The 12,680-nt window shown below is 60.5% G+C and carries 10 protein-coding genes and 3 pseudogenes; all 13 read right to left on the reverse strand.

Going from position 1 to position 12,680, the window contains the following annotated elements; all coding sequences use genetic code 11:
* Window positions 1-409: 409 nt before the first annotated feature.
* Window positions 410-2,127, reverse strand: a pseudogene (locus OMK73_RS01265) (ATP-dependent helicase).
* Between the two features lie 14 nt (window positions 2,128-2,141).
* Entirely contained in the window at window positions 2,142-3,005 is an 864-nt protein-coding gene (locus tag OMK73_RS01270) for an ATPase (protein ID WP_267600350.1), read from the reverse strand.
* A gap of 62 nt (window positions 3,006-3,067) precedes the next feature.
* Complete coding sequence (locus OMK73_RS01275) at window positions 3,068-3,685, reverse strand: DUF4400 domain-containing protein (protein WP_267600351.1); 618 nt, start codon at window positions 3,683-3,685, stop codon at window positions 3,068-3,070.
* Window positions 3,685-3,921, reverse strand: a complete 237-nt coding sequence (locus tag OMK73_RS01280; RefSeq protein ID WP_267600352.1) for a hypothetical protein — start codon at window positions 3,919-3,921, stop codon at window positions 3,685-3,687. The genes OMK73_RS01275 and OMK73_RS01280 overlap by 1 nt, the downstream gene beginning before the upstream one ends.
* 56 nt (window positions 3,922-3,977) lie before the next feature.
* Complete coding sequence (locus tag OMK73_RS01285; RefSeq protein WP_267600353.1) at window positions 3,978-4,484, reverse strand: hypothetical protein; 507 nt, start codon at window positions 4,482-4,484, stop codon at window positions 3,978-3,980.
* Between the two features lie 9 nt (window positions 4,485-4,493).
* Window positions 4,494-6,351, reverse strand: a pseudogene (traD, locus tag OMK73_RS01290) (conjugative transfer system coupling protein TraD).
* Between the two features lie 298 nt (window positions 6,352-6,649).
* On the reverse strand, window positions 6,650-7,255 hold the full coding sequence (locus OMK73_RS01295; RefSeq protein ID WP_267600739.1) for a hypothetical protein: 606 nt from the start codon (window positions 7,253-7,255) through the stop codon (window positions 6,650-6,652).
* Between the two features lie 383 nt (window positions 7,256-7,638).
* Window positions 7,639-8,289 (reverse strand): type IV secretion system protein, encoded by a 651-nt coding sequence (locus OMK73_RS01305; protein ID WP_267600355.1) that lies wholly within the window; start codon window positions 8,287-8,289, stop codon window positions 7,639-7,641.
* A 459-nt stretch (window positions 8,290-8,748) separates the two neighbouring features.
* Complete coding sequence (locus tag OMK73_RS01310; RefSeq protein ID WP_267600356.1) at window positions 8,749-9,279, reverse strand: hypothetical protein; 531 nt, start codon at window positions 9,277-9,279, stop codon at window positions 8,749-8,751.
* Complete coding sequence (locus OMK73_RS01315) at window positions 9,263-9,526, reverse strand: hypothetical protein (RefSeq protein WP_267600357.1); 264 nt, start codon at window positions 9,524-9,526, stop codon at window positions 9,263-9,265. The genes OMK73_RS01310 and OMK73_RS01315 overlap by 17 nt, the downstream gene beginning before the upstream one ends.
* Window positions 9,527-9,540: 14 nt before the next feature.
* Window positions 9,541-11,994: pseudogene (locus tag OMK73_RS01320) on the reverse strand (VirB4 family type IV secretion system protein).
* Window positions 11,988-12,317, reverse strand: coding sequence for a VirB3 family type IV secretion system protein (locus tag OMK73_RS01325; protein ID WP_267600358.1), 330 nt, complete (start codon window positions 12,315-12,317; stop codon window positions 11,988-11,990). The pseudogene OMK73_RS01320 and the gene OMK73_RS01325 overlap by 7 nt, the downstream one beginning before the upstream one ends.
* 1 nt (window position 12,318) lies before the next feature.
* Entirely contained in the window at window positions 12,319-12,663 is a 345-nt protein-coding gene (locus tag OMK73_RS01330) for a prepilin (protein ID WP_267600359.1), read from the reverse strand.
* Window positions 12,664-12,680 lie beyond the last annotated feature (17 nt).

Genomic DNA, 12,680 nt, shown 5'->3' on the forward strand with positions numbered 1-12,680 from the left:
TTGACAGGACCCGAAGGCTTTTCTAGACTTTGCACTCAGTGGGAGGAGCAGTCTGGTACGCCTTTTTCGGGACCCGGCAACTTCCGCAGAAGCCAGGACTGCCATCCTGGCTTTTGTTTTTTAGGGGGCTTTGTCATGCCAGTCCTGCCTCGATCACGAATCGTGACGTAGGGTTCTTCTTCGCAGTGCTTACAAAGAGCCAGTCTACAAGTGTCAGCCCAGTAAGCGCCTTTCCCGTCCCGCATGCCATCACAAGCTGGCCACGGTCCGAGTGCTGAAGCCCGAGATGACGTCCGCGAAAGCGCGGGTCTGATGGGGAGGGCGAGATTTCATTGAAAGTAAAATAGAGGCAGAGGAGTGGATAACGGTACAACGACGCCGTAGTTAAGCAAGGCCGCTTCCGGCTCGCTCAACCAAATCCGGCTTCCAGCACGAACCGGGATGTCGGGTACTTGCGCGAGACACTCATAGTCAAATGGTCCCGGGCTCGCGTCATCGCGACGTAGAACAGCCTCCGCTCCTCCACCTCTGTGGACTTCTCGTTTGGAAACACTGTCTCGCCGGCCCCCGCTATCCAAACCGAATCCCACTCCAACCCTTTGGACGAGTGGGCGGTCGTCAAGATCAAGGCATCCGGCGCCGGCTCATTGTTCTTGCGCCTAAGAAACTCAAGGCGTTCCGAGAACGGGCCGTTGAGGCGCGAAAGAACGCCGTAGGTTGTTGTGATCGCTCTTTTGGCCGAGTCCGTCTTTGCGTGCTCCTGCATCCATTCATGCACGCCATCCAGCACGAGGACGAAGAATTGGCGGCCATACAGAGCCCTCCATTCTCCAAGTCTCTTCAACAGGGTCCGATACAGGTCCGTGGTGCGCTCAGACAGACCGAGGTCAAGTAGGCTCTTCTTCTGAGGTCGATCCATAGAGGAGCCGTGGGTGGCATGCAACGCCCGTAGTTCTTCGCCCCTGCGCCGGCAAACGCGAGCGCAGCGTCAAGGCCGCCAGTCCTGCTTTGTTGAACCAACTCCAAGAGCGTTCCCATCAATGCGCCTTCCGGCCGATCAAGGATCGACTTCCCCGCCGCTCTATAATATTTCAGGCCATGAGATCGGCAGATGGCTTCAACGGCATCAAGTTGCCGATTTGAACGCGTCAGCACAGCAGCCGATCCTCCGTTGCGTAGCACAGGTCCGAGCGCTTCAATTGCAGCTGTACCCTCTGCGTATTCATCATCGAAGCGGAGGAACGACACCGAGCCACCAGGACCTCTGCTAGCGACCAGGGTCTTTGGGATCCGGTCACGGTTCTTCTGGATCAACCGGTCGGCAGCCTCCAGAACTTCAGCACGACTGCGATAGTTGCTTCCGAGCACAACAGGCGTCGCGTCAAACTCCCGGATGAACGATTCCATTCCGCGAAAGCCGAGCGCAGATCTGAAACCGTAGATGCTTTGATCGTCATCTCCAACTGCGGTGACGAGCGAGCCCGTGGATTTTGCGATCAGTGTAAGCAGCGAAAGCTGGATAGGGTCGCTATCCTGGTACTCGTCCACCAATAGGTGGGTGAAGGGGAAGGCGCGAATCGATCCACGCTGGAGTCCTGATACCGCCTGGAGCATCATGTCCTGGAAGTCGAGCATTCCGTTGCGCTCAAGGGCGTGCTGGTAAGCGTGGTAGACCCGGGCCTCTGGCGTCTCCTCTACCACTTCACCAACACGCGACTTGAACGTGTCAATGGACTTGATGGCATCTTCCGGCTTCAGGTCGGAGCCGGTTTCGTTGATTGCGATGCGAACCATGGCAAGGCGGTCACCCTCGCTTGCGACCGCAGGGCGTTTAGAGCCCTTGCTGCCAAGTAGCTTGAACGCGAGCGAGTGGAAAGTTGTTGCCAGAAGGCGGTCCTTGGCACCTTCGGTTGCGAGCGCCAAGATCCGCTCCCTCAGCTCGACCGCGGCGTCCTTGCTGAACGTGACAGCACCAACCAGATTGGCCGGGTCGGCCAACAGCAGCGCTGCGCGTGTCGCTATCGTCTTGGTCTTTCCGCTGCCGGGGACGGCGACGGCGAGACAATGCCGCCGGATCTCGGCGACCTCGCGCTGGGCAGGATTGAGTTGGTCGAGTAAGGAAGCCATAGCGCAAGCAGCCTTCAGATGCCGCGAATCGTTGTCATCAACTTCAAGTGGGTGGTATAGCTTCGCAATGCTAGCGGCTGGAACTTGCGCAGGAAGCTGTTCACCTGGTCATTGACGTCGGACTGGTCACGGATGCCATTCCAGACCATGAAATCGAACTCGTCCATCGTCTTGTCGAAGTTGACAAGGACCTGCAGCGCGCGCAGCGAGAAGCGTGAGAACGCTTGGATCTCCATCTCCAGCGACGGCCTGGTGACAGTGGGCCGGAAGATGATGTCGTTCTTGGCCTTCATTTCCGTCTCGCGCATCTCGCAGTAGGCCTTCGCCACCCGCAATTGCTCATCGACGTAGTCCTCAAGTTTGGCCAGCTCACGTTCGAGGAAGTCGTTGACGGTGGCCAGCTCGCTTCGGCTGAACGTCTCAGCGCCGAAGCGCTGCAGGTTCAAGCTCATCCGGTTCAGGTAGGGCCACGACTGGAGAAACAGCGGGCGGAGCCGGGTATGGTTCAGCTTCAGGTCGACTGCCACCACCGCGGCGCCGGCGAGCTCACGGTTCAGGATCTGCAGACCCAGGTCGCGTCGGCGCTTGACGATGGCCGCGCGTTGCTCCGGCGGCAGCTCCCGGAACAGCTTGCGTGTCTTCTCGACTTCAGCCTTCTTCTTCTCGGCGTCGGCAGCGGTGATCACCCCGTCCTTGCGCAGCGAATCCGCCGCCTCGACCATCTCCTGGAGCTCATGCTCGACCGAACCCGGCTCAAGCGCGCTCCCTCCGGGGAACTCGGTGATTCCAGCGGTGCTGGCATGGTCCCCGGAGAGGGCGGCCTCGGCCGGCAGGGACGTTGCATCGTCGATCACGTCGAATTGTTCTGCGGTGCTCATGTAGGGTTCTCCGTTGGTGCGGTATCGGTTCCGCGGAATGAATGCAAAAAGGGCGAAGCTGACTAGCGATTGACGTGGAATGAGGCTGCAAGACGCCAGCCAAGCACCCCGACGAGAAGTGCCGCAGCCGACCAGCAGTAAGCCAGCAGCGGCACGGGGACCAGAAGCGCCGACGCGCCGATGCCGAACGTAACCAGCAAGCCGTGCGCGGCGAGGTGGAACGAGAGTGGACTGGCAAAGCCGGCGGCAGAGGCCTTGATGCGCCTGGCAACGGCGCCATCGTTGAGCATCGCGATCAGGAAGACGATGGCGCCGAATACCCAGGTGTGTGCGACGGCGGCACGATACAGCGCGCGATAGATGGTCATCCAGAGATGCCGCACCCACCGCCTGCCGATGTCTGACGCCCCAGCGTCCGAGAGGGCGGAGTCGGTTGCAGAGCCAGACAGCGACGAGCGTAACAACCCAGAGTCGACGAACCAAGCGCGAAATCGGCTGTTTGCGGTACCTGTGGCCTCAAAGGCGCGCGCTTCTCCCAGGACCGCCTCGACCGAATCCTGCTCATCGGCGCTGATCTCGAACCGCTCGCTCTCCGGCAGCATGGGGGCGATCACGCAGAGCATCAGCGGTGCGGCGAGCAACCAGACGCGGATGTGACCGGCAAATCGGCTTCCTGCCATCACAGCACCCACTGGCGAAGAAGGAGAAAGGGCAGTGCGGCCAGCGAGCCAACGGCACCCCAGAAATGCCTGGGCTTCACGAGCGATAGGCGTATGAGCGAAAAGCAGAACGCCGCACGACCGTATCGGAACTCATCCGGAATGGCGGCACGCTCCTCCGCCTCGATATCTTGGCGAATCCACGCTTGCATGCCGGCCGCCTGGTCCCAGTCCAGACCGGACAGGCGTGTGCGCAAGCCGGACGGGGAACAAGCGGACGCTCTCAACGCCGTAGCGGATCGACATGCCGATACTACCGAGCATAGAACTTTGCGACATCGTATTCCTCGAAGTAGCGACGAAAGGTGTGACCGGTGAGCACCCGGGCAGCCAGTTGGAAGGCGGCGCTGCGCTGCGTGACGACGCCGGGGCACGGCTCGTCGACTACACGGCATACATAACCTGCCTCTTGTCTCGCCTCGAACACCGGTATCGGCTCGTTGTATGGATACCAGACGTTGTACTTCTCGCCCTTGAAGGCGGCATAACGCTTGTCGTACAGCTCGTGCGCGCGCGAGAAAAGGCCCCGCATAAAGGCGATGTTCGCATCGCCCGCCTTGCGTGCGGCGCGGTAGGACTGGATGGCATCGACCAGCATTTCCTTGACCAACGGCTCTTCCCGAATGCAAAAATTGACGCCGATGTAGTCGACAACACGGCTGCACGCATCGATCAGCTCGGGGGACACCGTGAACGCCGGCGAGAGCTTTGGCGACAGCTTGTACTGCTTGACCACTGCGCGGAACAGACTTGATTGCATGTCGGCGTACTATCCTTCGATGATGGGAATCCGGCCTTGGTAGATGGAGCCACCAGAGATGCGCAGAAAGTATTGCAGGTTGGGCAGCATAGTGATCAGCTCAGTCGGGATAAGCGGGGCCTTTTCCAGTTGCGTTGACCGCGAGACCGACCCGTTGAACTCGCCGATATGGGCCTCGGATCCAGTGCTCGTGCTACTGGTGGTGGTGATGTTCTGAATCGCCGTTTCCCCGACCTTGTCCGAGAACCACTGGGCGGTGTCCGTGTCTTCCAATCGTAAGATGATCTGGTTGTTGAGATTCCCCAAGACCTGCATCATTTTTGCTGCGTTTCCGAGTTTAGCCTCCAAATCGGAGCGGCTTTGGAAGGCGACCAGGGCATTGAAGCCGGCGCCGCGGCCTTTATTGAGGATCTGGATCACCTGCTCGTTGATCGCCTCCGCCACCTCGTCGATGACCAGGACGACCTTGGGCGGCTTGGCGTAGAAGTTGTAGATGGCCCCGGCCACCGACGCGACGTCGGACAGGATCATCGATGCGATGGCCTTCGCGACGATGCTGCTGGAGAGCGAGTCCAGGCCGACGAACAGAACTGCCTTTTGCTTGATTACCTTGTCGATATCCCAAATTTCGCGATCATCGGTGAAGTCGTCCGCCTTGGGAGCGAGCATGAGCCCCGTCTCGCCAGTGGCAAGCATCTGCAGGAGCGGAAGGACCGAGGCGATGATCCGCATGTAATGGTCACGGTCATGGACGAAGGTGCCGACCAAGCCGTCGATGGATTCGTGGCCGCGGCCGACGTTGAAGTACCGCTCGGTGTACAGACGGACCATTGCCTCGATGAGCGTCCCGCCGGGGCGCTGCCCGACCTGCTGCATGTAGGATCCCGCCTCGTCCTCCCAGGCGGTGAATCCCATTTCCGCGTAGAAGCGGCGCAGAGCACGGTCCAGCAGATTGTTGATCCCGCTCTGCGCATAGTTTAGGATCGAACGCAGGTTCGGCTTGTCACCGACGTAAAGCTCGCCCTTGACGGCACGATCAATGAAGAGGAATGCGAAGTCCCGGAAAGGACCTTCCTCTAGCAGTTGGGCAATCCGGCTCGCGATCTCCGACGGTTGCGACCAGTTCTCCAGCGGATTGAGGCGGATCGACTCGGATGGCGCCGCCTGCTTCCAGTACAGGAATTTCCGGCCGGCGCGCGCGCATTCGCGTTCCACGCGCTCCTTCCACTCGCGATCATTTTTGGGGTCGACAATAATCAAAATGTCGTCTGGATTGTGAATAACCTGGGTGCAAATTACCTCATAGGTGCGGGTCTTGCCGCTGCCGGTCGTTCCTGCCACAGCCGTGTGGCCGGGCATCGCCTTGTAATGGAGAGGGACGTGCACCTGCTTCGGCTCCATCCCGTGGATCCACGACTTGCCCTGCGGAGACCTGTCCCGTAATGCGTGCCCCGGGGCGAATTGCTTTTCCACGAAGCCGGTCGACCTCTTTGGGTAGCCACTTCGGCAAGCCGGGAATATCGTTGGTTGGCATCCGCAGGATGTCGTGAGCGATCTGGCAATGTCTCTGCGTCCATTCGAACCCGGTGCCAAGGTACATGGCGTCTTCATCGCGCCGCATCTGTGCCGTGGTGTGTAGAAGGTTATCGATGCGGATCTTCGTCAGCCACTTCGTGGAAATGGCCATGCGGAACTTCAGGGCCTTCCAGATTTGCGCCGCCCGCAGTGAGAATGCAGCCAGGCAGAGTAGGGCGAAGTATCCCCAGTGCGGCATGCCAGACCATGGCAGCAGGATGAGTGCACCGAGCCAGCCGGTCGCGGCTCGCATCTCGAAGATCGGCCGAAAGTGATTCACGTAGTGGCGCATGTTCAAGACTCCTGACCAGCCGGGCGCGGTGCCAGAACGACGCTGATCTTTTCGGTCAGCACGATGTCGGTGCCCTGGGCTTGCGCCAGAAAGGACAACTTCTTCAGATTTTCGATCAGTGTGTCGCCGGTGAGCCCATAGTTGCCCAGCGCCCGCTTTTGCAGGACAAGCCGGTTGTCCTGCCCAGGTCACCGGAACCTTCCCCGCTGTCATGTCCTGCGCCAACGCGAGGAAGAACTCGCGCATCAGGTTGGAGGCATTCCCGAGGACCTCTGCGAGACCTTCGGGCGCGGCGGATTCATGCTGAGCCGCGACGGAGGCTGCGCCCTCTATCCAGCTGCATTGGCTGAGCACTACGTGGTACTTCTTGCGGGCCAGGGCGATCTTGCTGAGGTGTCGCGCCCCGGGCTTCAGATGCCGGAGTCCCCTTTGTGCTCGCCGCGGCAAAGAGGCTTACGACGGAGGCTGCGGCGCTCTCGGTCGGAAGCACCACGGCATGGGGCTGGGTATCTGCTGTCCCTGATTTCACCGGTTCTTGGGGCAAGGAGCCCACGGCGAGCAAGTCCGGCGGCGGTGCTGGCGTTCCCACCGGGGAAAAGTCCGCCCGACGCGCCTTCATCTCGAAGCTCGTGGTGGCGTCTACGGCAAGTCGCACGACCTTGTGAAGCAACGATTCGAGCGTGACTGAGCGGGGTTCCGGATTGATGGCAGCGAACAGTTCCGATAGCACCTCGCTGTCCAGGCTGGCCAGGATATCTTGGCCGAGAATCTCGCGGGCGAGAAGCGCTGTCCGCATGCGTTCGATTGGCAGCGCCGCCGCGCGGCGTGTCACACGGTAACCGCCGTCGCCCAGCCATGGGCCAAAGGCGCCGTGCAGTGCCGGCAGCCATTCGGCGTCGTCCACCGTCGCGGTGAAATTGGAAATGCCTGCATGGCTCGTCCAATCTGGAGCAGCAGGCGGCGAGGAAGAGGGCGTACAGGTACTGCGGCTCAAGGCGCCGACGTTGCTCCGAGGGCTTGTCCGCAGCGAACTTCTGGCCGCCAGACAAGCGCATGGCGAAGTAGGCGACCTCGACCGTAGCGCGGAATGCCCCACCCGGTTCCGCGTGCTCATCAGGGCGCAACGGCATCGAGGAGAACCAGGTGGCGCATCGTTCAACCACAGATGTCCACTTTCGCGCGAACACCGCCGGCTCGGCCTCATTGGCGTACTGGCGGATCAGGTCGGTGCGTGCCTGGTGCGCCGGCCAGAAGCTCGCCAGTGTTTGTCAATGGAGTATGCATAGCTCACATCACCATCTTTGAGCCGAGCTTCCAGGCACCGCGGCCGGCGGCGCGCAGCGCACCGCCGCCCGAGACGCCCCGGCGCCCGTTCCGAACAGCTTGCCGGCGATAGCAGGAATCTCGAGCGAGATCAGGACTAGCATGACGGAAATGGCCAGCGCGTAGATGGCGGCCGCCGCCGGTGTCAGTCCCGGCCGTTACTGACGCCACCGAGGGTCGCGTCCAATGTGCCGCTGTGACGAGCCGGGAGATGATGGCCGCGACCACGATGTACAGCGAGCCGCTGAACATGTAGTCGAGCCATGCCGTGAAGTAGCGCCGCGTAAAGGACGAGAAGGCGAGCGCGACTGCGATCGGGCCGACCACGACGCCTACAGCGACCTGCAACTCGCCGAGCATCGACGAAGAAGCTGAAGATGATTGCGGCGAACGCGCACGCAATAGAAGGCCAAGGAACAGAATGATCGCGGCGACGAATGACTTCAGAACAGGTTCAACAGGCTTGAACGCACTCGTGGCGATCTTCAGGAATGAATCCCAGAACTTGCCAGCCGTAATCACAATACTTGCGCGCAGGATGTGACCGCTCCGCCGTTGATCTTCTGGTGGCCAGGCTGTTGAACCACTCGAAAATGCCGGGTCCGAACTGGTCATAGCCGACGTAGATCGCCGGCAAAGATCCCGATGAGCGTCAGCTCCTCCAACAGATCGGTCCAGGCAGCAGTGGCGTCCCCAGTGCCGGCAAAGCGGATGCCGGCGAGCACTAGCGTGATGACACCGAGGCCAAATGCCAGCTTGTCCGCTTCGGATCGAACCGACTCCGCTGAGACTTAGGGCGCCCGCAGCGAGACCAGTTGCGCAAAGCCTGGATCTTCGCTGCTGCCTTGCCGAGCGCTTCGCCAACTGTCCCCGGGGCCGAGATGTGTAGATCGGCCCGCCGTTGCCGGATCGTGGTGTTTCCCGGGCGTAGCCTCCGCCCGTCGACGTGCCGACGATCCGGAATATCGACGGTCTCGCTCTGCGCATAATACGGCTCCAGCGATACAGAGGATGAAGAGGCACGGTCAGCGACGGCTGGAAGTAGCGATACGCACGAGGCGTTTTAACATGGCCTTAGCCCTGAAGGATAGGCATTAGTTCTTGAACACCGTCTGGCGAAGCTTGTTGAGCTGAGCCTCCTGATCCCGTCTGGATCTGCTGCGCCGCATTGGTGGCCTCTGGGTCCGCCGCCACTGTCTTCTGATCCTTGGTGGCATCCGATTGGGCCTTCGCGCTCATCAGCTGCAACACGTCGCTGTTCTGGCTGGCCAAGCACATCGAGCATGTGATTCGTCTGCCTCCGCAGTCGCCTGTGCGGTGGGGGACAGTTGCATGTCCTCCTGAATCTTTGCCCTGCCGCTTCGCCAGCGTCTGGTTGCTCTGGGCGATGCTATTGCCGAGATTGAACAGCTGCTTGGCGGCCTTGTCCCCGCTTGTTAGCAGCGTACGTTGATCTTGGAACCATTGGTCAGGTGACTTTCCAGACTGAACCACAAGGCTTTGGACGCGTCCGAGAAAGTCGGCATTGTCGGAAACACCGCCATAGAGCGACTGCAGCACCTGGCCGTACTGCTCATGTTTGGTGATGTCAGTCCTTGATGGCATTGGTCTGTGCCGTCAAGGCGGCGGGATCGAGCCCTGTGGCCTGCAGCAGTTGATTCAGCATCATCTTGTACTGGTAGGCAATGTTGGTGTTCTCGTACACCTCGGTCTTCAGGGCCTGAGCAGCCGTCAGTGTGTTCTTCAGGAAGTTGGCTGCGTCGAACACGGGCCAGCCACTTGCGAATGCCGGAGTAGAGGCGGACCCGATAGCCAGTGCCAGGAGGCCTGCAGCAGTCATGCGTTTGATCATGGTGAGAATCTCCTTTACTTGCCGGCGCGGGCGAGGATCTCGCGCACATAGCGTTGTTGCCAGCCTGGTTCGCCCGAGGCCATGTGCCGGTCCAGAACGGCTTGGGCATATCCGTCCGAGCGCAGCATGGCGATCATCTCGTCGGAGAAATTGGTTTGCAGCATGCGGGTCTGCGACCGCGTCACCAACAGGTAGTCGCGGTTCGGGACGGCATCATTGATCATCTTGACTTGATCGAGGGTCAGGCCAAAGGTGTCGCAATACAGATCGGTGTCCGTCAGGGCCTGGTTGTTTGGCAGGTAGATCAGCGAGCCGATGTTGTCCTTGAGAATTTCGAAGTCGGCAACACGGATGATTTGCCGAAGCGATTGAGTCGCCATGCGGATTGCACCATTTAGCTTGCGGATCGTCGTGACCCAGTTCTCCAGCCGGCTATAGACATTCTTGTTCTTGAAGAAGAAGCCGGCTTCCTCGACTTCGATGACCACGTGCGCGATGCCGTCCATCGTCTGCTTGATGCGATAGAAGGCATAGTCGACAAACAGCACGGCTGCGGCAGGGAACTTCTCCATGAGCGAACCCATCTCGATGGCGAGATCGTCGCTCACATCGAACGCATCCTCGACGTTGTCGAAGAAGTGCCCATACTGGCCGCCGGTGGTCCACATCTGCAGGCGCTCGCGCAGGTCTGAATGCAGCAGGGTGCACAGATGGGTCAGAGTCCATTTCTCGCGCGGATAGCGAGACAGGATCTGAACGGCCTCGAATATGTCGGTGCGCTGTTGGGGGAGAGCCGAAACCCGTCGTCCTCCATCGCTAGACCGAGCCACTCGACCAGGTACGAGAAATTGGCTGGATCAGACACCAGCACAAGCGGATTGACCTTCGTCGCGGCTTGGGTCTCGCCGGTGATATCAATGAACTTGCCGCCGCCGAGCAAGGTTGTGATGCGGGTGGATCGGTCCTTGTCGAAGCGGATGCGACGCGCCTTTTGCCGGCCGGCCTGAGACATCAGGAAGTTCAGCATCACCGATTTGCCAGCGCCGATGGGGCCGAGCATGAGCAGGTGGCCGTTGCCGCCTGGCTGATGAAGGTCCAGGTTCTGTGCGGTGCGGTACCGCGTAGGCAGGCAGGTTAGCGGCGGGATCTCGATGCCGGCCTTGTCGGTGAGCCAACCGTTGATGCTCGGACCATCGTGGACGGCTCGAACTGGGGCGATGTCGGAGAGAGCGGGCGTCTCGACGAACTGCAAGCCGGCGCTGCTTGTCCCAGCGCCCGGGCAGGGTGCTGTTCCAGGCTGGCATCAGGTTCGCCTTCTCGCGGATCGAACCGAATCCAGCGTTCGTCAGCGCGCCCACTACTTCGCTGACGGAATCCTCAAGCTCGCTCTCGGTGTCGCCGTACACGATGATGGAGATGTTGGCGAAACCATGCTGCTGGCCTTCCGCGGTCAGACGCCTCAGTGCAGCGCCTGCTTCGGTGGCGAGCTGCTCGCGGCCCTCGTCGTTTTCCGGCTCTTCTTTCGACGCATACTGTTTGATGATCGACCAAACGTTGAAGGCGGCCATCTTGTAGAAGCGACGGACGGCCTCGATGTGCTTCGTCGCCTTGGCGGTGTCGAGGAACCGAAACATCAAGCAGATATCGAGTTCGGCATCGATCTGTGTGAGCACATCAAGGGCGGCTTCCTGAAAGCCGAGCCATTCCTTGACGGCGACGATCGCGCCATAGCGCTTGCCATGCGCGGACTCGAAGATCAGACGCTCTGCACCGGCTGTGATTTCGGACTCGGTCAGGTGCGTGTCGAGCATCGTCATCGGATAGCGGATACGACGCGGCGGCACGGTTGGGTTGGCGGTTTGGTGGAGTTCGGCCAGCGCGTCCTGCAGGACCAGGCGCTTCAATCCCAGTCGGACGGCGCCGCCCTTGAAGGCGTCCAGCATCGACTCGAAGCGCTTCCCATCCGCGGTCATCCTCTCGACGTCGAAGGCGAACGCATTGCGAGCTAGCAGGATGTCCTTCGTTGTTTCGACCGCAGCGGGAACAAACTTTCGACCCCCAACGGTCATGTGGTAGCTCATCTTGTCAAACACCTTGTCCATCCCATTCTCCGGTGTGTAGGCCAGATGCAGGCTGTGGGTGTTCGAGAAGTACTTGCCGGTCGTCATGTGCTGCCGGTTCAGCTCGTCAATACGGGCATCGGACGGAGACGCGAAATCACCGCCGACGTATCGCTTTGTGCGACGGTGGCGCAGCCGCCACCAGGCGGTTACCCGGCTGTCGAATGAACGGCAGGCCTGGTCCAGTTGATCTCGTGCCGAGCTGATATCGCTGGCGTTCGGCGCGTCCGCGTCGATACCCGTGAACTCATAGCTTGCCAGCAGGGAGCCGTCCTTGTTCAAGACCAGCTCCGGCGTGAAAGGGGTGAGCCAGGGGGCTATCTCCTGGAGGGGGCGGCGCTTCAGCATGGGAGGTCGCTATCGAAGCCGTAGGGGCGGCGGAACCGGGCGTGCATGCGACCGTGCCAAGGCATCGATTCGTAAATGTCGCCGTAGTGATTGAAGACGTTCAGGACCTGGTTCCACCACGGATCCCGCGAGGTGATCCAGCGCAGCAGGCCATGTACCACGATGCCGAAGATCAATGCAGCAACGGGCAACTGCCATCCGGCTCTAAATGTGACGTAGACCAGCAATGCAGTGAGCGTGCCATTGGCAATAGCAAGGCCTCGGACCGCGCCACCGAGCATGCGCGGAAGCGATAGCGAGCGGCTAACATGGTGGCTGCGCATGTCAGAATCCGGGGCAAACGGCGCCGATGCCGAAGTTCTTCAGGATGGACACGGAGGCAGCGGCGATGCCGATGCCAACGCCTGCGAACGAGACGAACTTCATGATGGTCGATTCGGCGTTGGCGATGCCAACGGCGGCCAGCACGATGATGATGACGCCTGCGACGAAAAGGAAGGTAGTGTTGAAGAAGGTTGCAATGCCGCAGATGGTGGCGCTGAGATTGCCCAAGAAGCTGGCGTCCGCTGCAGCTGCAGGGGTGGCGATCGCCATGAGCAGCAACAAGGCAACACCAGGCGGTGTTGCCAACTGCTTCTGTGCTGCCATGAGGGAGTTGCGGAAGGACATAGGTCAATAGCTCCTGG

This window comes from Cupriavidus sp. D39 (assembly GCF_026627925.1).
Lineage (GTDB): Bacteria > Pseudomonadota > Gammaproteobacteria > Burkholderiales > Burkholderiaceae > Cupriavidus > Cupriavidus ulmosensis.